Annotated in this window: 21 protein-coding genes, 1 tRNA gene and 1 pseudogene; 4 read left to right on the top strand and 19 right to left on the bottom strand. The window is 50.8% G+C overall.

Features of this window, described 5'->3' with window-relative positions; all coding sequences use genetic code 11:
• Positions 1 to 495: 495 nt before the first annotated feature.
• From B8V81_RS26210 to B8V81_RS00395, 4 genes and pseudogenes are all read right to left on the bottom strand, one after another.
• Entirely contained in the window at positions 496 to 570 is a 75-nt protein-coding gene (locus B8V81_RS26210; RefSeq protein ID WP_081494688.1) for a CHASE3 domain-containing protein, read from the bottom strand.
• A 199-nt stretch (positions 571 to 769) separates the two neighbouring features.
• Positions 770 to 1392 (bottom strand): annotated as a pseudogene (locus B8V81_RS26205) (spore germination protein).
• Positions 1386 to 1910: a spore germination protein gene (locus tag B8V81_RS00405; RefSeq protein WP_035316911.1), complete on the bottom strand. Its 525-nt coding sequence runs from the start codon at positions 1908 to 1910 to the stop codon at positions 1386 to 1388. The pseudogene B8V81_RS26205 and the gene B8V81_RS00405 overlap by 7 nt, the downstream one beginning before the upstream one ends.
• Before the next feature lie 372 nt (positions 1911 to 2282).
• Complete coding sequence (locus B8V81_RS00395) at positions 2283 to 2486, bottom strand: hypothetical protein (protein WP_101807367.1); 204 nt, start codon at positions 2484 to 2486, stop codon at positions 2283 to 2285.
• A 218-nt stretch (positions 2487 to 2704) separates the two neighbouring features.
• On the opposite strand from B8V81_RS00395, the gene B8V81_RS00390 reads away from it, so the two are divergent.
• The gene (locus tag B8V81_RS00390; protein ID WP_244912701.1) at positions 2705 to 2932 is read left to right on the top strand and encodes a YuzF family protein; all 228 of its coding nucleotides are present in this window, start codon (positions 2705 to 2707) and stop codon (positions 2930 to 2932) included.
• 82 nt (positions 2933 to 3014) lie between these two features.
• The gene (locus tag B8V81_RS00385) at positions 3015 to 3911 is read left to right on the top strand and encodes a manganese catalase family protein (RefSeq protein ID WP_101807675.1); all 897 of its coding nucleotides are present in this window, start codon (positions 3015 to 3017) and stop codon (positions 3909 to 3911) included.
• Between the two features lie 131 nt (positions 3912 to 4042).
• Here the strand turns inward: B8V81_RS00385 and B8V81_RS00380 are convergent, their stop codons facing one another.
• The 7 genes from B8V81_RS00380 to rpsF form a co-directional block, all read right to left on the bottom strand.
• Positions 4043 to 4489: a hypothetical protein gene (locus B8V81_RS00380; protein ID WP_101807365.1), complete on the bottom strand. Its 447-nt coding sequence runs from the start codon at positions 4487 to 4489 to the stop codon at positions 4043 to 4045.
• Positions 4486 to 6117: a tyrosine-type recombinase/integrase gene (locus B8V81_RS00375; protein WP_101807364.1), complete on the bottom strand. Its 1632-nt coding sequence runs from the start codon at positions 6115 to 6117 to the stop codon at positions 4486 to 4488. Before B8V81_RS00375 ends, B8V81_RS00380 begins: the two co-directional genes overlap by 4 nt.
• A complete protein-coding gene (locus B8V81_RS00370; protein ID WP_101807363.1) occupies positions 6095 to 7507 on the bottom strand; it encodes a tyrosine-type recombinase/integrase in 1413 nt (470 codons plus the stop codon). Before B8V81_RS00370 ends, B8V81_RS00375 begins: the two co-directional genes overlap by 23 nt.
• Entirely contained in the window at positions 7504 to 8652 is a 1149-nt protein-coding gene (locus B8V81_RS00365) for a tyrosine-type recombinase/integrase (protein WP_244912677.1), read from the bottom strand. The genes B8V81_RS00370 and B8V81_RS00365 overlap by 4 nt, the downstream gene beginning before the upstream one ends.
• A 214-nt stretch (positions 8653 to 8866) precedes the next feature.
• Positions 8867 to 9151 (bottom strand): 30S ribosomal protein S18, encoded by a 285-nt coding sequence (gene rpsR / locus B8V81_RS00360; protein WP_023559051.1) that lies wholly within the window; start codon positions 9149 to 9151, stop codon positions 8867 to 8869.
• Between the two features lie 343 nt (positions 9152 to 9494).
• The gene (locus B8V81_RS00355) at positions 9495 to 10061 is read right to left on the bottom strand and encodes a single-stranded DNA-binding protein (protein WP_028598019.1); all 567 of its coding nucleotides are present in this window, start codon (positions 10059 to 10061) and stop codon (positions 9495 to 9497) included.
• Between the two features lie 34 nt (positions 10062 to 10095).
• Positions 10096 to 10380: a 30S ribosomal protein S6 gene (gene rpsF / locus B8V81_RS00350; protein ID WP_101807362.1), complete on the bottom strand. Its 285-nt coding sequence runs from the start codon at positions 10378 to 10380 to the stop codon at positions 10096 to 10098.
• Between the two features lie 402 nt (positions 10381 to 10782).
• On the opposite strand from rpsF, the gene B8V81_RS00345 reads away from it, so the two are divergent.
• Positions 10783 to 10968, top strand: coding sequence for a YjzC family protein (locus B8V81_RS00345; protein ID WP_028598017.1), 186 nt, complete (start codon positions 10783 to 10785; stop codon positions 10966 to 10968).
• 423 nt (positions 10969 to 11391) lie between these two features.
• Here the strand turns inward: B8V81_RS00345 and B8V81_RS00340 are convergent.
• From B8V81_RS00340 to B8V81_RS00325, 4 genes are all read right to left on the bottom strand, one after another.
• Positions 11392 to 11482, bottom strand: a tRNA-Ser gene (locus tag B8V81_RS00340).
• A 56-nt stretch (positions 11483 to 11538) separates the two neighbouring features.
• Complete coding sequence (locus B8V81_RS00335; protein WP_028598016.1) at positions 11539 to 11769, bottom strand: DUF951 domain-containing protein; 231 nt, start codon at positions 11767 to 11769, stop codon at positions 11539 to 11541.
• An 81-nt stretch (positions 11770 to 11850) separates the two neighbouring features.
• Positions 11851 to 12813 (bottom strand): mechanosensitive ion channel family protein, encoded by a 963-nt coding sequence (locus B8V81_RS00330; protein WP_244912676.1) that lies wholly within the window; start codon positions 12811 to 12813, stop codon positions 11851 to 11853.
• A gap of 263 nt (positions 12814 to 13076) precedes the next feature.
• Positions 13077 to 13310, bottom strand: a complete 234-nt coding sequence (locus tag B8V81_RS00325; protein ID WP_028598015.1) for a putative Se/S carrier protein — start codon at positions 13308 to 13310, stop codon at positions 13077 to 13079.
• Between the two features lie 91 nt (positions 13311 to 13401).
• Here B8V81_RS00325 and yyaC point away from each other — a divergent pair, with 91 nt between their 5' ends.
• Complete coding sequence (gene yyaC, locus B8V81_RS00320) at positions 13402 to 13995, top strand: spore protease YyaC (RefSeq protein ID WP_028598014.1); 594 nt, start codon at positions 13402 to 13404, stop codon at positions 13993 to 13995.
• Here the strand turns inward: yyaC and B8V81_RS00315 are convergent.
• From B8V81_RS00315 to B8V81_RS00300, 4 genes are all read right to left on the bottom strand, one after another.
• Entirely contained in the window at positions 13946 to 14476 is a 531-nt protein-coding gene (locus B8V81_RS00315; RefSeq protein ID WP_240478965.1) for a DUF4446 family protein, read from the bottom strand. The two genes, yyaC and B8V81_RS00315, sit on opposite strands and share 50 nt — an antisense overlap.
• Before the next feature lie 27 nt (positions 14477 to 14503).
• Complete coding sequence (locus B8V81_RS00310) at positions 14504 to 15673, bottom strand: aminotransferase class V-fold PLP-dependent enzyme (RefSeq protein ID WP_028598012.1); 1170 nt, start codon at positions 15671 to 15673, stop codon at positions 14504 to 14506.
• A 190-nt stretch (positions 15674 to 15863) separates the two neighbouring features.
• The gene (locus tag B8V81_RS00305; protein WP_028598011.1) at positions 15864 to 16709 is read right to left on the bottom strand and encodes a ParB/RepB/Spo0J family partition protein; all 846 of its coding nucleotides are present in this window, start codon (positions 16707 to 16709) and stop codon (positions 15864 to 15866) included.
• Positions 16690 to 17463, bottom strand: a complete 774-nt coding sequence (locus tag B8V81_RS00300) for a ParA family protein (RefSeq protein WP_028598010.1) — start codon at positions 17461 to 17463, stop codon at positions 16690 to 16692. Before B8V81_RS00300 ends, B8V81_RS00305 begins: the two co-directional genes overlap by 20 nt.
• Between the last annotated feature and the right edge of the window lie 17 nt (positions 17464 to 17480).

The following is a 17480-nucleotide window of genomic DNA, read 5'->3' as shown; positions in this document are numbered from 1 at the left end:
TGATTCTTAATGCAGACAGGTTTTGAACAAAATTGTTTCAGTCCATCCCAGTTGCCCCAGATGCAATTTTTGCATCGATTCGGTTGTCTTGGGGCAGAGGTAGTCCGGTTTTCAACGCTTGTACTGGATGTTGGTGACATGCAGGTATCCACCTTTCCAAATTTATGCAAACAGCATTTAAGTTGTCCAGAAACGAATTATCCTATTCCGCCAAGCAGCAATCCGCATCGTGAAAGTTCCACTTTGATCCAATCTACTCCAGCCCCCGCATACAAATATCAAAGACCGGATCTGTCCATATTGGACAACAGCCGGGCTTTGGTCCTATTTCGCAGGATAAGTTGTCTTCGAAAATTATACTTTGAATTTTCCAACTAACGCGCGAAGCGAGCAAAGCAATCACTTTCTCTCCGGCGACTTGAATTTCAGTTTTTCCTGCTAGTCCGGGTTATCGGCGACAAGTCCGAACAGAGCGTCATAGTACGTCTGCCAGTTTTAATTCCCGTTATTATAAGGATCCAAATATTGCGCTTCTCCGATTATCACAAAACCACGCTGGCCCGTTTCCATATCGACAAGATCTTATTCGATGGATTGAGCCAGGCTGTGTACTTCCATATCATGATTCGTAATAAACTCGGTTTCCTTCTGGAATGCAGCCATCTGCATCCGGTTTGCCCAGAAAGCGAGGGACAAAAATCCGAAAGGCGCTGAAATCGAATACAAACTGACCGGACGCACAGGGGGGGACATCACGGTTTCCTCCCGGTTACGCGCATCGCCGTTGCAACGTCTTCAAATAAGCTGGCCTTGTACGCATTTTGGATAGCGGCAAACGAAGCACTGTATCTTTCCAGTCGCTAGCAAAAAACGGGCTAAGTGGTTGCAAGTACGGCTGCCCGAGCGAAGTCAGTCCATGCAGGTGGATGCAGAACCAGATCAAACCAAGACCGATACCCCACATGCCAAGCCATGCCGCCAGAATCAACAGTGAAAATTGAAGAAGCTTGCTCGCATTTGTCATTAAATAATTGGGAACGAGAAAGGAGGCATGGCGGAAATGGCGATTACAATCACCATCACGTTGCTTGCGATTCCCGCCTCCACGGCTGCTTGACCGATGACAATACCGCCTACGATGCCGAGTGTTTGGCTGGATTTGGTGGGCATGCGCATACTGGCTTCCTTTAATATTTCCAGAGTCAGCAGCATGAGCAGCGCCTCCCAGAACGGTGGATATGGAATTTCACTCCGTGATTACATCAGAAGAAATAGCATCTCCAAAGGAACCACCTGATAATGATGAACCGTCACCGCTACGTAAGCCGGGGTCAAAAACAAAGCAATTACAAACGCGACAAAACGAAGTCCCCGCAGGAAGGTGCTTACCAACCAGCGATGTACATAGTCTTCTGGGGATTGAAACAAATTAAGCTCAAGCTTTTGTCCAACTGCTCGGTTAGGCTGTCTTTAGGGCCGTACACAATCGATTCCTGCTCGGAAGAATCGATGGCGCGGCCCAACTGATTCTGCTTTTTGATTGCACAAACGTTCCCGATTTCATCAAAAACAAGGATTCCTCCTTGCAAGATGAGCTCTTCGGTTTGCTGCAGCGTCGTTACGTCCACCCGATCTTCGGAAATCACCTTTTGTCCTGCTTGTTCGTCCGGGGCGTGCAAAAGGGGAAGCACGATGTCGCTTTCGACCTGATTTTGATCCACAAAGGAACGGATGTAGAACAGCTTGACTTTCCGCCCTCCCGCATCCAACTCATGCACTTGTGCATCGTGAATATCGTGAAACAATTGCTGCACGTGCTGCGGAGACAAGTTACCTGCAGGAGGTTGGGTATCGGCTTCTTTTGGCGTATCGCTTTTGTCTTGCTTTTTAAACCAACCGATCCAACGCATCGTCTCCCTGCCTTTCGCGTTCAGTCCATGTATTATTTTTCCCGATATAACAAAAAACATGCTTCGCAGTTCCGGGTTGTTGGCAGTCTTGAGATTATGAGTCGGTTCGTGAAAAAACCACCGATTTTACTACCGGTGGCTTGAATCGTGAACATTTTGCGAACACTACTTCTCCCAGTTGTTGCAGAAGTCCTCATACACTTTCTCAACCTTGCTGTCGGATATCATGTGCCTGGCCAAAAAGTCGTACCAGAACTGATCGAAAGACAAGGGCATCCGGGTTCCATATTGGGAACGAAGGGTTACATAACGGTCCCAGATTTTGATTCGGAATGCTGCCAACTCATCACATCGCTCCATGTCGGTTCGCCTTTAAGCGGCGCTGGTATCGCTGGATATTTCTGACGTTTTCGCTCTTTCTTCGGCCAGCTTTTGAAATTGTTTCGCTCTTTCCAGATGAAAGGCACGCAATTGGTCGTGATATTGAGCCATTTTCATGTGCCAGTCGTGCATTTGCCTGACATAAACGGCGTGGTCATGCGTAAACATGGGCATTGCCTGTTTAGTAAACTGCATTCGATACCATTCCTCCTTGGGTAGGTGAATTTTGAACTTACAGCATCAGTCTATGGCAGACGTGTAGAAGCGACAACGGCATCCGCCCGGTTTCCGGTCATTTTTATCGGGTTGTTTGTCTATACGCAGGCGGAAACACAACCTTCCTTACTTCGGCATAGGCTAAATGGTAACGAGAATGAGGAGGAGATTTCATCGTGTATGCTTATCCGAATGGAATGTACAGGGAAACGGCAAATCCCGCATTATCCACAGTAACCTTGGTTGACCCGTATTTTTATCACACCTTGCGCTCGCTTCAAGGAAAGCCGGTGGTTATTGAAACGTTTCGGGGCCCTGTTCGGGGTACGATAACCGACGTGAAACCAGATCATGTCCTGCTGCAAACAGACAATTCCTCATTTTTTCTGCGTACGCAGCAAATGATTTGGGTTATGCTCTCTTAGCGCTCCGGCGCGGCATGAGACAAACGTCCCCTGTCATAAAGATAATAAGAACCATCAATTTGGTAAGGGGATGATGTCCGCCATGTTCAAGCGCATCAATCGATTGCCCATTGCATTGCCTGTTCCCAAACATCCGGACGCTAACGCCGCCGCGGCCGTGCAGGAACTATTAGGCGGCCGTTTCGGGGAGATGTCTACGTTGAATAATTATTTGGTCCAATCTTCGAATTTTCGCAGCAAAAAAAAGCTGAAGCCCTTTTATGAACTTGTGGCCAGCATTACGGCGGAGGAGGTTGGCCATGTGGAATTGGTGATGAATTCCATTAATTTATGCCTGTCCGGTTCCACATTTCCGGCAGATCCGGATGAGGCCCCTCTGCGCAACGGGGTTGACAAACGCAATACCTACCATTTTATTGCATCAGCTCAAACCTCGTTGCCCGGCGATTCGATGGGCAAAGCATGGAACGGTGATTATGTCTTTAACAGTGGCAATCTGGTACTTGATCTGCTGCATAACTTTTTTCTCGAATGCGGCGCCCGCACCCATAAGATGCGCGTGTACGAGATGACAGATCATCCTGTCGCCCGCGAAATGACGGGTTACTTGCTGGTCCGCGGGGGAGTTCATGTGCTTGCTTACGCGAAGGCGCTCGAAATCATGACCGGAGTCGACGTAAAAAAAATGCTCCCTATTCCCAATCTTGAGAATCGGGCATTTGATGCGACCCGCAAATACGAAGAACAGGGAATTCATCGAAAGTTATATACGTTTAGCGATTCAGACTATGAAGATATCGCTCAAATCTGGAAAGGATCCCACCCATCCGACGGAGAACGATTGGAAGTCGTCAGAGGAGTTCCCCAAGGAGGGGAAGTGCCCGATCTTGAAGAAGTGCCGGAAGAATTTGCCCCTGGCATCTCGAATGAGGATTTTATGCAGATTGCCCAACGGCTGCAAAAGCTCGCCGGATTGTAAGGTGTTGCGTTCCTATACGGGTAAGGGTTGCTGCTTATATGGCATGTATACGAAACCTTTATTTATTTCTATTAGCCGTGCGCGACTCCCAGCGTGCGGCTCGTCACATGGTGGCGGTCAAGCACAGGCCCTTATTTGAATGGTTTCAATTGCCTATCCCTTAGTTCTTGAATTTTATTTTCTAAATATTCGATACGAGATTTTAGTTGTGCTTTCTCTATGACATGTTTTCTGCATATTTCCAGAAGTTTCTCGTTCTTTTCCTTCTCATTCTGAAGCGCCTGCTTAACTTTTTCATACCGATTCTCAAGCAGTCTTTTGCCGCTTGGTCTGGTTGACGTTTCGGTTACAGTAGCTGCAATTTCTTCCGTCCCTTTTTCAATTTCCATCTGCAACAAAATGGCTTGATCACAGCGTTCCTTAAGATCAGGACGATTATAGATCGTCTTTCGCTCAATGCCAGCTTTCTTCGCAATTGCCGATATGGAGAGCTTTTTCTTCCCTTTTCGAAGATTGGTTATCGCTTGTTCGATACGCTCCAGCGTAACGAGTTTATTTTCTTTAGAAGGGTCACTCATGCCATTCCCTCCCATTCGCTTGGTGTGATATTGTAATCTGAATGATTATCAATTCCGGAATAATTCACCTCGGTTTCCAACTCATCAATAATTCCTACGAGGTATTTTTCAATTGTCTTTAACTTGTTCTCATAAGGACCCCCAGCAGGTGCAGATGCCAATTCGCTACGAATTTTTTTCAACCGGCCTTTATGAACTTCAAGAAAGTCCGGAGTAGTCAAAAAATTGCGGCATCCTAAACATACCCCGTCGCCTTCACAAGGTTCATTTCGCATTGGATGGTGAAGACAAAGTCCATGTGACAAAATTTGAATCTTATGCGCTTTACGCAATTTATCAACTTGTTCGATGGTCTTTCCTTTGAATGGGTTATTTACTTTAAGTTTTTCTTTTATTTGAAGAGCCTGCTTACCAACAAGAACTGCGCCTTCATTGAATACTTTCGCGAACTTGTTCCTTACATCCTCTTGAAGCAGGTGTGTATAGTGCTGTGTACCTCTAATGGACTTGTGATTTAACAATTCCCGTATGGTTTCCAGAGAGGCCCCGCCTTTTAAAGCATACGTAGCGCAAGCGTGGCGGAATGTATGAGATGAAAAATCAGCAATATCTCCATTTTTATATCGGAGATTGTGTTTTTGAAGCCAGGGTCTTAGAAAATTCTTTGACCAATTTGCATGGGAAACTATACCCACGGGATATCCTTTGACATTACGTATTCGATTAAGAAATAAATACGGTAAGCCCGATTCTTTTCTTAACGGATCCGTGTATTTTTCAACTTTCGTAATAGCTTGTACGACAAGGGCATTCGCTGGTTTATACACCCTCGTAGGTTCGGCTTGCAGTTTACCGGTGTTGTATACTAATTTTGTTTCTCCGCCAATTGGCTCAATGGAGGCATTATACATCGTAATGATTTCGCTAATGCGAAGTCCAAGCTGCAATCCAACTACTACGCTAGCTGCAACAAGTATATTTTCGTCCATATCTAAATCACTTACTGCTTTACGCAATATCCGATCGATCAACTGTTCGTCCGATATTTTATCAATGTTTACTTGCTCTGCTTGCTTGGCATCCTTCTTTAACGCTTTGTTATTAATAATGAGCTCATTGTACATGCCCTGAACAAATCGAACATCTTTTGGAACATCCCAGCCTTTAATATTTCCCTTTAATAAGATTTCTTTTAACGCCAATGCACTTTTCTTGATTGAAACAGAGCTTATTAACTGACCACTTGTCTCGCTTTTCGCTTCAGGCAAATACGTAAAATACGTCTCCAATAAACTCTGATCAATTTCTGAAAACGACTCCACTTCCGGCGCATATTCTTTTATAAATTTAGAAAATCGAACAACACCGTCTAAATTTCGTTTGGCAGTTGAAAACTTGCCCGTGGTTAACTCATGATGCATAAACCATTTTATTACTTCTAGCATTTTGGGCTTATCAACAACAAATTCAAAATCAATCATAAGCCTCTTGCCAGACAAATGCTCTACATTAATAAATCCGTTAAAATCCCATACATTGTCTGAGAATTTACTATTACCGCAGCGGAAATCTGATTGGGGGGTTAAGGGATCGTAATCAAATAATTTAAGTTTTATTCTCTCGACCACTCTGCATCGCCTCCAAACGCTCTATAATCGTTTCTAAGGCGTATTCAACAGTCTCAAGATGATTCGTCGTCCCGATATACTCCTGAGCCATATATGCCTCTCTGTTGGCTCTGAGACGATCCAAATGGTCTTTATGAATTGGTAAGTGTTTGGGAGTCGTGATAAACTTAGGACAGATCACGCACATATTAAATTTAGAGCATATTTTGCCCTCATTATTAATCGGCTTCTGACAAGCTCCATCAGGCAATGAAGCAGACAATAGCGTTTCCGTGTCGAGATTCTTTCCTTGACCAAGTTCCTTATCACTGATTTCCTTGACTATCATGCCGATAAATCCAAGCATTTTATATTCGCTTTCAACTTTTGGATTTTTGACTTTTGCATATAAGCTTGTGGAGTGCAATGATTCGTGACCTAAATATTCTTGAATTTCAAACATGCTCATGCCCTTATTTAGCATGTCCGTTCCAAGCGTATGCCTAAATGCGTGAAAGGTTAATGGGTATAATTCGCCATCGTTATCTCTGATATCATGCTTTTTGACAAACCGATAAAGTTTATCTCGAAATATTTTTTGGAGCAGTCTGGCGTACCGTATATTCCGTTTTTGCCAGTAAAGACAAATGTAATTTGTTGCAAGTTCTTTCCTGGCCACTTCTGAGTATTGTTCAAGTAGTTGAACTGCCCGTTTGACTCGATTTGATACGGGGATATATCTGTCAGCCTTATTTTTCGGAGAGAAAACATACAATACGGGTTTTCCTGTAAAATCTTCAGTTATACACCCCTCGGTTAGGTCCAAAACCTCTGAAAGCCTGATTCCCGAATCGATGCCGATCTCCACAATAGACTTCAAGAGGATGTTTTTCTCCTTTTTTAAAGCTATTTCAATCTGTTCCATTACATTATCGGGTATATACCTTGTCCTTAAAACATCATCTTGCTTAAGTGCTTGGTACTCATCTCCATCAAAAACCTGTCCCTCCGGAAAACCATCATACTCAAAAAACTGCCCATGTTCTACTACCCATTTTAGTGCAGATATAGCAACCGATCTTGTAGAGTTTGCTAATTGAATCTGTTGTAAATAATAAATATACATTTGAGTGATTTGGTGCGATAAATCGGCATAATCCATAATTTTCAAATTGTATTCTTTCACGAATTCAAAGAACCGTTTCAATGAATAATTATATCGATACAGTGTTTCAACGCTCGGCTTCCCTAGACTCATGCATTCAATTGTTATTTGCTTATGTATTTTCTTGAACCATTTATTTGGCAAATATGAAAATTCAAAAGATAATTTATCACCATAACTCGATTGATACGGAACCTCCCATCTATCAGTTTTTGTATCAACTGTTGAAATATACGCTCTACTCAATTCAACTCCGCGCTCCTTCTCTGACGCATGAAGCTTTCATATGCCGTTGTTTTCGCTTCAAGCGACAAATGTTGATACTTACTCGTAGACTTAACATCATTATGACCTAACCTATCTTGGACATAACGCATATCAAATCCCGATTCGGTGAGTTCGGTTCCATGGGTGTGCCTAAGCATGTGAGGAGTGCATTTAATACCCACTTGTTCAGATAGCTTATTGAAGAGCTTTGTTATCGTATCGCGGATCATATATTGGCCAGGGCTGGTTTCATGATTCACAAATATCGTAAGATGTTTTCCATCATCAGGGCGATGATACAAGATATAATCCTCTATGGCAAAGACAATATCTCTGCTGACGGGTATTTCCCTTTCTAGTGATTTGATGTTGTGGTCTTTATGGTATAGTGGATCATGCTCTTTTACCTTTATAACCCCAACTTTTGTTTGAATCTCATAATCACCTATACGAAGACCTAGTGCCTCACTAATCCGGCAACCCGTTTCATAAAGAAATCTGAACAATAACCGATTTCGGGCATTCAAGCTCTCATCTGACTGTAACATCTCAAGTCCTTGATAGAGCTTTTCAACCTGTTCCCGAGTCAAACGCTTACCCTTAACTGATTTTTTCTCTTTAACTCGGAAGAAATTAAAACCCATATCTTTACGACTAACTTTCTGAACTAGGAAATGTCTGTTTTTTGAATCATCTTTATAAGTTAATGGGTTCTCCGTCACAAAGCCCCCAATCACTTCATAATATCGATAAAATGAGGCTATTGTTGCCATATACTTATTCTTTGTCTTTGCAGATTTCTCTTTGTCCGTCTTTCCGACTTTCGTTTTCAAATACTCAAGCCAAGAAAACATATCCGCTTTCCTAACCTCGTAAAATTTAAGCCCCACTTCGTTTAACCAAGTGAAATATTCCTTTAAGTCTCTACTATAACCTTCGATTGTGTTCTCAGAGTGCCCCTTCTCTTCTAAATAGTGAAGAAACAATGTTATTTCCTCGACAATGTTGTAGTCCTCATCCACAACTACTACATTTCGTTTTCCGGCCTCATTGAGAGTTTTTTCAATTTTCAGATTGCCCATATTCATCACCACCAAGATCAATACTATATGATGTTCAGCCAATGTTTTCCCACTTTAACCGAACTTGAGTGTATATATCATCCATCATCTATTATTATGGAGCTAATTGTCAATTATCATAGTTGAGTTCCGGACTAAACTCAAGAAACAAAAAGAACGATTCGCACATGCAATGCTCTTCCGCCGCGGGTACAATGAACTCTTTTGTGCTGCCATAGAAAAAGGTGTGTTGCCATAAGGCCAACACACCTTTTTCCTAGATATTATCCGTTGTGTACGGAAGCAACGCTACCGCCCTAGCACGTTTAATTGCAACTGTTAAAGCACGTTGATATTTTGCGCTTGTTCCAGTCACACGGCGAGGAAGAATCTTCCCCCGTTCACTAATGAACTTTTTAAGAACTTCCGTATTTTTGTAATCAATATGAGTAATTTTATTAACTGTAAAGTAGCAAACTTTTCTACGTTTACCTTTGCCACCTCTACGTGGAGCAAACTTTCTTTCGCCACGTTCTTCGTCATTTCTTTGTGCAAATGCCATTGTTATACTCTCGTTCCTTTCATTATGCATATTGGTCAAACGTAATAAGCTTTCTCTGGCTATCCCCTAGTTCAAAGTTGGGTGTGGATAAGTCTTACGACTTACCCACACCCAACTTCTCACTACGGGGCTGCACCCACATCTTGAAATAAGGATGGTCATCATCACTAGACTACATTGACTGTCATAACGTATTACACACTTTACTCAACATCATGCGATCTTAATAAACCGTGGATGCTGGTCGTAAATGAAGATTACCATTACACAGTTAAAATGCTTTAAAACCCCTTGATTTTACTGAGGTCTTAAAGCATTTTCTTGCTCTCAGATGTTACGCTCTCTAAAATGGCAAATCATCTTCGGAGATGTCGATCGGACGTCCGTCATCCGAGAATGGATCCCGGCTGTTCGAAGAACCACCGCCGCCGCGATTGCCCCCGTAGGAACCTCCGCCTTGGCTTCCGCCGCCCGATTGGCCGCCGCCACCGCCATAGCCTCCGTTGCCGCCGCCGTAATTTCCGCCGCCGCTGTTGCCGCTGCTTCCGCCGCCGCTGTAAGAGCCTTCCTCACGCGGAGCGTTTTCACGGTTTCCGGACTCCAGGAACCGAACGTTGTCGGCAATGATTTCCGTCACGTAGACGCGCTTGCCTTCGTTGTTCTCGTAGTTCCGGACTTGCATCCGTCCTTCGACTGCTGCCAGACGACCTTTGCGCAAGTAATTGGCACAGGTTTCGGCGAGCTGCCTCCAGGTGACGATCGGAATGAAATCGGCCTCGCGCTCGCCGGATTGGCTGTTGAAGGGCCGATCCACCGCCAGCGTGAATTGCGTGACCGCAACTCCCGAAGGGGTATAGCGAAGCTCCGGATCTCGGGTGAGCCTGCCGATCAGAATGACACGGTTCAACATCGATACGCACCTCCCAAGTCAGCTGAGTCTTGGCTTACGCTACGTCTTTGACGATCAGGAAACGGATGACGTCATCCGTGATCTTGATGACGCGGTCCAGCTCGTTGACCACTTCGGTCGGACCCGTAAAGTGGACAAGAACATAGATCCCGTCACGGATCTTGTTGATCTCATACGCAAGACGGCGCTTGCCGAGAACGTCGGACTTGGTAACTTCTCCGCCATTCGCGATGATGCCATTGAATTTTTCGACGAGAGCTTGAACTGCTTCTTGCTCCGTCTCCGGACGAATGATGTACATCAATTCGTATTTGCGCACTTTGATTCACCTCCTCTTGGACTAAGCGGCCCTTCTCATCCTTGCGGATGAAAGAGCAAGGAGCGAGGATTAACTCGCATACCAACCTACTATACCAGAACAGCCTGTCTGACGCAAGGCTGACGAAGACTGACGCAAGCCTGACGAGGAATGACGAAGGCTTGACGAAGCCTCGCTGCAGCATGCCGACGATACGGCTGGCGGCATCGGCGGACGCCGCTCGCGTGCTTCCGAGCGCTATGCGTGCGAAAAATTCCCGCTGATGATTCGTTTCCGCGCGGCAGACACTAAGCGTCCGGCCCCGAAGGATGCCAGGCAGGCGCCAGGCCCGTACGCTGAGCCTGCGCCTGCCTGGCGCGTCCGCGGCGGCCGAATTCCTAGCTGAAGGTGGAGAAGCGCGACATGGGCGAGCGGACCAAGTTTGTAGCGGGCTTCAAAGCGCCGAACGACGGCTGGTACATGGAGGCGGGAGAGGATTCCTTCCATATGGGCATCTCCCATCCGAAAAAGATCTCCCTCAAGAAAGGCCAGCATTTCCCGAAAAACTCGAACCACAATCGGGTCTGGGTCAAAATGCCGAAGGACTGAGCTGAAGCCGAATTCGGCATGCGGCGCATAATCCCGCCGGTCCCGGCCATACTATCCTCGACGGCGCGACAAGATGAGGGTGTGGTTCCGTTGGCCGTAACAAGCGCAAGGGCACAGACACAGCCAAGCATTCATGTTCACGAACGCAGAGAAGCGAGGGGTTGCGCCAAAGACGATTGTCTTTAAGGCCTTCGCCGCAGCAGGCTCAAAAGTCTTTCGACAGTTGAAGCCGGGCGGCTTTCCGTACGATTCGATGAGGAGTGCAGCTTGATTGATCTTGCAGCCCATTAAGCGCCGTCAGCAAAAGCCCAGCCATCCCGGCTGGGCTTTTGCTTTTTTGGCCTGCTGGAGCCCTTCCGGATGCAGGCGGCAGGCATGAAAAAAGCGGCTCTCGACAAGAGCCGCTGGCTGTTTGGCTGTGGGTGGCGGAAAGGGTGGGATTCGAACCCACGCACGCCGTGAGACGCCTAGCTGATTTCGAGTCAGCCCCCTTGGGCCACTTGGGTACCTTTCCGCAGCATGATAGATCATATCATGGATCTAGCGATCATGCAAGTCTTTTTCGAGCGGCTAGGAAGAAGCCGTCTCGCCGTCCGCATTTTCCCGCTCCGCCGCCGCCCGAAGCACCTTTTTCAGGTTCTTCTCGAATTTCGCCCGCGGAATCAAGACGCTATGCTTGCAGCCGACGCACTTGATCCGGATATCCATGCCCATGCGGATGACTTCCATCTCGTTCGTCCCGCACGGATGGGGCTTTTTCATCTGGACCACATCGCCCAGCTCGAACTGCTTGCGCTCCATACCCGTCACCTCTTCCTCTGCCCGCCGCGCCGACTCCAGGGGCGGCGGCCGCTCCTATCCATCTTACACTTCCCGCCGCTTCTAGGCCAGCGCTTCTTGCGGTCCTTCTCCGCTGCGCAGCAGCAGCTGCAGCTCGCGGTTGATCTGACGAGATACCGTCGCTTCCGTATTCGGCATGCACTCCGCCACGATGCGAAGCTTGTATTCCGCCGTCGTCATCGAGGTGACGCCGAGCAGATCCGGCACCTTGACGAGATTCGGATTGTCGATCTTCTCCAGCATGTCGCGGATGCGCTCCGCCGCTGTCTCGATCGGCACATCGTTCGGCACGTCGACGTCAACGACGGCAAGCGAATTGTTGAGCGAATAATTCGTCACCTGCGAGATCGTGCCGTTCGGAATGATATGCACTTCCCCCGTCCACGTCTTCAGCCGCGTCGTCCGCAGTCCGATCAGCTCGACCGTGCCTTTGTACGTACCGGTCTGAATGACGTCGCCGACGGCGAACTGATCCTCCAGCACGATGAAGAAGCCGGTGATGACGTCCTTCACGAGGCTCTGCGCGCCGAAGCCGATCGCCAGGCCAAGCACGCCCGCGCCCGCCAGCAGCGGCGCGACATTGACGCTCAGCATCGACAGCACGAGCATGCCCGTGATGAAGTAGACGACATAGTTGGTTACGTTTTTGAGCAGCCTCCCCATCGTCACGACGCGCCGCGTGCGCTGCTGCACCCGCGTCTCCCGCTCCATCACCTTGTCGATTCCCTTGCCGACGACGAAGATGATGAGCTGGCCGACGAGCAGGATGAAGGCGACCTTGATGCAGATGATCGTCGCGTTGATCCAGAACTGGCTGTCGAAGTAGCTCGTCATCGCATCCCAGTACGCGCTCGTTTTATTCGCCACCTCTTCCTTCATCCCCTCCAGGTCCGTTGGAAGCGGAGCGACGGACGGCTCCGGGCTGGCGGACGGCCCGGGGCTGGCGGAAGGCGGCGGCGATGCCGCAGGATTCGCCGCTGCCAGCGGCTGATGCAAGAAATTCATCGGATTCGTTCTCCTCTCCATACAGGGCGAAGCGGCTCTCGTCGTCCTCTGGCGGCGAGGCCAGCCTCGTTCCGAGCAAGATACGATCACGGAAGCGATTCGCTTCTCGTTTCTTATCGTTTAAAAAAGCCTCTCCGCATCGGCTGCGGGAAGGCTCGTCTCATTAGACCTTATAACCGCTTGTCCTTCCTCTCAACCGCCTGCCGCCGCCCGGCACCCGAGCGGCAGGCAGGCTTCCATGACGGCCGAACGGACCGCCTGCGCTACACCGGCTCGTAGCCGGTGCCCGTCTCGCGGAAAATGCCGCGGATGTCGACCGTCTGCTCCTGCAGGATCGTCCGGACGCGCTCCAGCTCTTCATCAGGAAAATCGATCGACAGCGCGCAGCCTGCCGTAATCGTCTTCGGCGTCGGCCGGATGTCGATCTCGATATCGGCGTATTCGAGCAGCATCTCGGTACGCAGCGCCTGCTGCGTCGAATCAAAGGCGATCAGCATCGTCGGGACTCCTTTTCGAAGGGACAGGCAAGTATAAATCCCCCGTCTCTACCATATACTATTAGTAGTTCATTTTAGCGGAGGGGAATCTATGAAACGTCCTGCTGCCATGCATGAAGTCCCGCTCAAGGTGCCGCATACCGACCCCGGCGCCTCCCAGCAGCTGGCCAGCCGGCTGCTGCTGCATCTGCTGAACGTGCCGGCGGATCGCCGGATTGCCGTCGTCTGCATCGGCACCGACCGCTCCACCGGCGACGCGCTTGGACCGATCATCGGCTCCCGCCTGGACAAGCTGCGCAGCTCGCAGTTCGAGCTGTACGGCACGCTGGACGAGCCCGTCCATGCGATGAATCTGGAAAGCACCCTCCAGGACATCCATCGTGCCGACTCCAAGCCGTTCATCATCGGCATCGACGCCTGCCTCGGCCAGCTGAGCAGCGTCGGCAGCATCCAGCTCGGCTCGGGCCCGGTGCGTCCCGGCGCAGGCGTCAACAAGGACCTTCCTCCCGTCGGAGACATCCATATGACCGGCATCGTCAATGTCGGCGGCTTCATGGAATATTTCGTCCTGCAGAACACGAGGCTCAACCTCGTCATGCGCATGGCCGAGCTGATGGCCGACACGCTCGCTCTCGCTATCCGCGACTGTCGGCCTTATCCGATGCATGCGGCGACGCAAGAATAATCGCCTGACGCTCCTCCGGAGTCAGCGGATAGGACGAGCCTCCCTGCGCCAGCGGCTTGGCGTACATATAGGTCTCGTCTCGTCCATGCAGTCCGGTCAGCACGACCCCGGAGCCCGCCTCGTCGATGATCGCGACCGAAAAGCTCATGTCGCTGCCCTGATTCGAGAATGCGTTGTAGCGCACGACGCCGACCTTGCCCTTCGTTTGCCGCAGCAGCTCGCCGAACTCGGCCAATTGACGGTCGAACCGACCCAGCCGCTCCTCTTGCTCGTCGAGAGACAGCCGCAGCCCGACGATGACCTCCTCCAGATTGGTTACGCCCGTCTGCCCCATCACCTGCACGTATTGCTTCCGCAGCTTCTTCAGCCTGCGGCCTAGCGCCGCGATCCAGACGACCAGCAGCAGCAGCGCCAGCGCCAGCAGCCCGATCGCAATGCCGTAAAATGGCTCTTCTGTCCACGACTCGATCCAATCATTCATGATTCCAAGTACGCTCCTCATCTTTCCCTACAGGGGATAATGGATCCGGATCTCGCGCAACGCGCGCACGAGCGCGTCGGCTTCGTCCTCCGTCGTGGAGAAGCCGACGCTCGCCCGGACCGCACCGCTTTCTGCCGTGCCTGCGCTTCGATGAGCAAGCGGGGTGCAGTGATAGCCTGCCCGGACCGCGATGCCGTAATGCTGATCGAGGATGAAGCTCAGCTCCGATGCCTCGACGCCTTCCATCGTGAATGCGCAGATGCCGGTCCGAGGCTGCCCGATGTCCGGCCCGAGCAGCCGGACGCCTGCCACTGCGGACAGCCCGTCCATGATCCGGCCGACGAGCTCCGTCTCGCGAGCGTGTATGGCTCGCGTCGTCCGCTCCAGCACGAGGCGGACGCCTGCAGCCAAGCCGGCGCTTCCGGGGGTGTTGGGCGTCCCCGCCTCGTAGCGGTCCGGCCGCACCGTCGGCTGCTCCGCAGCTTCCGATTGGCTGCCGGTGCCCCCATGAAGCAGCGGCAGCGGATCGAGCCTCGGATGGATATAGAGCCCGCCGGTCCCTTGCGGTCCCAGCAGCGCCTTGTGTCCGGGAAAAGCGAGCAGATCGATGCCCATCGCCTCGACATCCAGCTCAAGCACGCCGGCGGACTGGGCCGCGTCGACCAGAAACGGCACGCCGCTGGCACGGGCAATCTCGCCGATATCGGCTACCGGCAAGATCGACCCGAGCAGGTTGGAGCTGTGCGTGGCCACGATCAGCGCCGTTTCCGGCCGCAGGGCTTCCCGTACTCGAGCCGCATCGAGACTGCCGTCCGCAGCCGTCTCGACATAAGTGACGGAGATGCCGATCGCCGCCTTCAGGAACTCCAGCGGCCTGCGCACCGAGTTATGCTCCACCGCCGTAGCTACGACATGATCCCCAGGCTTCAGCAGCCCTTTGATCGCAAGATTGAGTCCCTGTGTCGTATTCGCCGTCAGGGCGATATCGTTCGGATTCGCGATCCGAAACAGCTTGGCTAGGCTCTTTCTCGCCTCGAACAGCACCCTGCCCGATTGCACCGCCATGCGATGGCTTCCTCGCCCTGGATTGGCGGCGCCTTGGCGCATCGCCTCCAGCACGGCCGCTACGACCTCCTCCGGCTTGGGCCAGGAGGTCGCGGCATGATCCAGATAGATCAAGGGCCGATCTGCCGTCATGGTCGCTCGCATCCTTTCCTCGAAGCAGGCCCTCTGGCATCGGCCGGCTCTCATCTGACTTTCTTCCAAAAACAACAATAGCATACCTAAGTTTAATCTCTCGGAAAGCAGATTACAACCAAGGTATGCTCGTTCGACGACTGAAGCGGCGCTTCGGCTTCGAAGCTGTAGAAGCGGGCCTGACCGCGCTCTACAGCTTCAGCAAATCCAGTATCCGCTCCAGATCTTGCTTGTTGTAATAGGCAAGCTCAATCTTGCCTCGCTCGCGCGAAGCCTTGATCTTGACCGATGTTTGGAACCGCTCCCTCAGGTTTTCCTCCAGCGCCTCCAAATACGGATCGCGCTTGACGGCTTTGGCCTTCGGCGCCGGCTCCGGCTGCTTGCGGTCCAGCTCCTGGATCGCCTGCTCCAGCTCGCGCACGCTCCATTCGCTTTCTATCGCCTGCTTGGAAAGCTCCTTGCGCAGCTTGTCTTCCTTGACGCCGACGAGAGCTCGCGCATGGCCCATCGACAATGTTCCACGTGAAACATTTTCCTTGATTTCCGGAGGAAGGGTGAGCAGCCGCAGGAAGTTAGCGATATGCGAGCGCGACTTGCCCACTTTGAGCGAGAGCTCCTCTTGCGTCAGCTCGAACTTGTCCATAATCGCCTGATAGGCCGCTGCAAGATCGATGGCGTTGAGATCCTCCCGCTGCAGGTTCTCGATCAACGCGATCTCCATCGTCTGCTGGTCGGTGAAGCTGCGGATGACCGCCGGAATCGTCTTGAGCCCGCACAGCTGCGAAGCCCGGAATCGTCGTTCGCCTGCGATGATCTCGTAGCCTTTGAGCACGGAACGGACCAAAATCGGCTGAATGACGCCATGCTGGCGGATCGATTCGGCCAGCTCATGGATCGATTCGTCATGGAACGTCAGTCGAGGCTGATACGGATTCGGCCTTAGCTGCTTGAGCTCGATCTCGACGATTTTGTCGTCCTCTTGGATCGAAAGGGAGGGAATGAGCGCATCCAGTCCTCTACCTAGCCGCTTGCTCATATTGAATCACTTCCTTCGCCAGTTCGAGATAAACTTCGGCGCCTTTGGAGCGGGGATCATAAGTGATGATGGCCTGACCATGGGACGGCGCCTCGCTCAGCCGCACGTTACGCGGAATGATCGTCTGGTACACCTTCTGCTGGAAGTATTTTTTCACTTCCTCGATCACCTGGATGCCCAGGTTCGTGCGCGCATCGAACATCGTGAGCAGCACGCCCTCGATCTGCAGCGACGTATTGAGATGCTTCTGCACGAGCCGCACCGTATTGAGCAGCTGGCTCAGTCCCTCCAGCGCGTAATACTCGCATTGAATCGGGATGATGACCGAGTCGGCGGCCGTCAGCGAGTTGATCGTCAGGATGCCGAGCGACGGCGGGCAATCGATCAGCACGTAGTCGTATTCGTTGCGCAGCTGGGAAAGCGACTTTTTCAGCCGCACTTCCCTCGAAATCGTCGGAACAAGCTCGATTTCGGCTCCAGCCAGCTGGATGGTCGCCGGAATGATGCTCAGATTCGGCACCGCCGTCGGCGCTACCGCCTCATGAGGATCGACTTCGTTGATCAAGACGTCGTAAATGCTGTTTTCCACGTCGGCTTTGCTGATGCCGACACCGCTGGTCGTATTGCCCTGGGGGTCGATGTCGACCAGCAGCACCCGCTTCCCGAGAGAAGCGAGGCAGGCCCCCAGATTGACGGAAGTGGTCGTTTTTCCGACCCCGCCCTTCTGGTTCGTTATGGCGATTATTTTGGACAACCTTGTCACCTCAATAT

This window comes from Paenibacillus pasadenensis (genome assembly GCF_002864175.1).
GTDB classification, from domain to species: domain Bacteria; phylum Bacillota; class Bacilli; order Paenibacillales; family Paenibacillaceae; genus Paenibacillus_O; species Paenibacillus_O pasadenensis.
Note: the sequence above shows the minus strand (reverse complement) of the source record. Positions and strands in the feature narration are given on the sequence as shown.

Coding starts and splice junctions, on each gene's coding strand:
- rpsR (WP_023559051.1), bottom strand. CDS start 9,151: ATGGCATTTGCACAAAGAAATGACGAAGAACGTGGCGAAAGAAAGTTT.
- B8V81_RS00330 (WP_244912676.1), bottom strand. CDS start 12,813: ATGAATTTCTTGCATCAGCCGCTGGCAGCGGCGAATCCTGCGGCATCG.
- B8V81_RS00315 (WP_240478965.1), bottom strand. CDS start 14,476: ATGAATGATTGGATCGAGTCGTGGACAGAAGAGCCATTTTACGGCATT.
- B8V81_RS00325 (WP_028598015.1), bottom strand. CDS start 13,310: ATGCTGATCGCCTTTGATTCGACGCAGCAGGCGCTGCGTACCGAGATG.
- B8V81_RS00390 (WP_244912701.1), top strand. CDS start 2,705: ATGTACAGGGAAACGGCAAATCCCGCATTATCCACAGTAACCTTGGTT.
- B8V81_RS00405 (WP_035316911.1), bottom strand. CDS start 1,910: ATGCGTTGGATCGGTTGGTTTAAAAAGCAAGACAAAAGCGATACGCCA.
- B8V81_RS00385 (WP_101807675.1), top strand. CDS start 3,015: ATGTTCAAGCGCATCAATCGATTGCCCATTGCATTGCCTGTTCCCAAA.
- B8V81_RS00310 (WP_028598012.1), bottom strand. CDS start 15,673: ATGACGGCAGATCGGCCCTTGATCTATCTGGATCATGCCGCGACCTCC.
- B8V81_RS00355 (WP_028598019.1), bottom strand. CDS start 10,061: ATGTTGAACCGTGTCATTCTGATCGGCAGGCTCACCCGAGATCCGGAG.
- B8V81_RS00380 (WP_101807365.1), bottom strand. CDS start 4,489: ATGAGTGACCCTTCTAAAGAAAATAAACTCGTTACGCTGGAGCGTATC.
- B8V81_RS00305 (WP_028598011.1), bottom strand. CDS start 16,709: ATGAGCAAGCGGCTAGGTAGAGGACTGGATGCGCTCATTCCCTCCCTT.
- yyaC (WP_028598014.1), top strand. CDS start 13,402: ATGAAACGTCCTGCTGCCATGCATGAAGTCCCGCTCAAGGTGCCGCAT.
- B8V81_RS00335 (WP_028598016.1), bottom strand. CDS start 11,769: ATGGAGCGCAAGCAGTTCGAGCTGGGCGATGTGGTCCAGATGAAAAAG.
- B8V81_RS00345 (WP_028598017.1), top strand. CDS start 10,783: ATGGGCGAGCGGACCAAGTTTGTAGCGGGCTTCAAAGCGCCGAACGAC.
- B8V81_RS00395 (WP_101807367.1), bottom strand. CDS start 2,486: ATGCAGTTTACTAAACAGGCAATGCCCATGTTTACGCATGACCACGCC.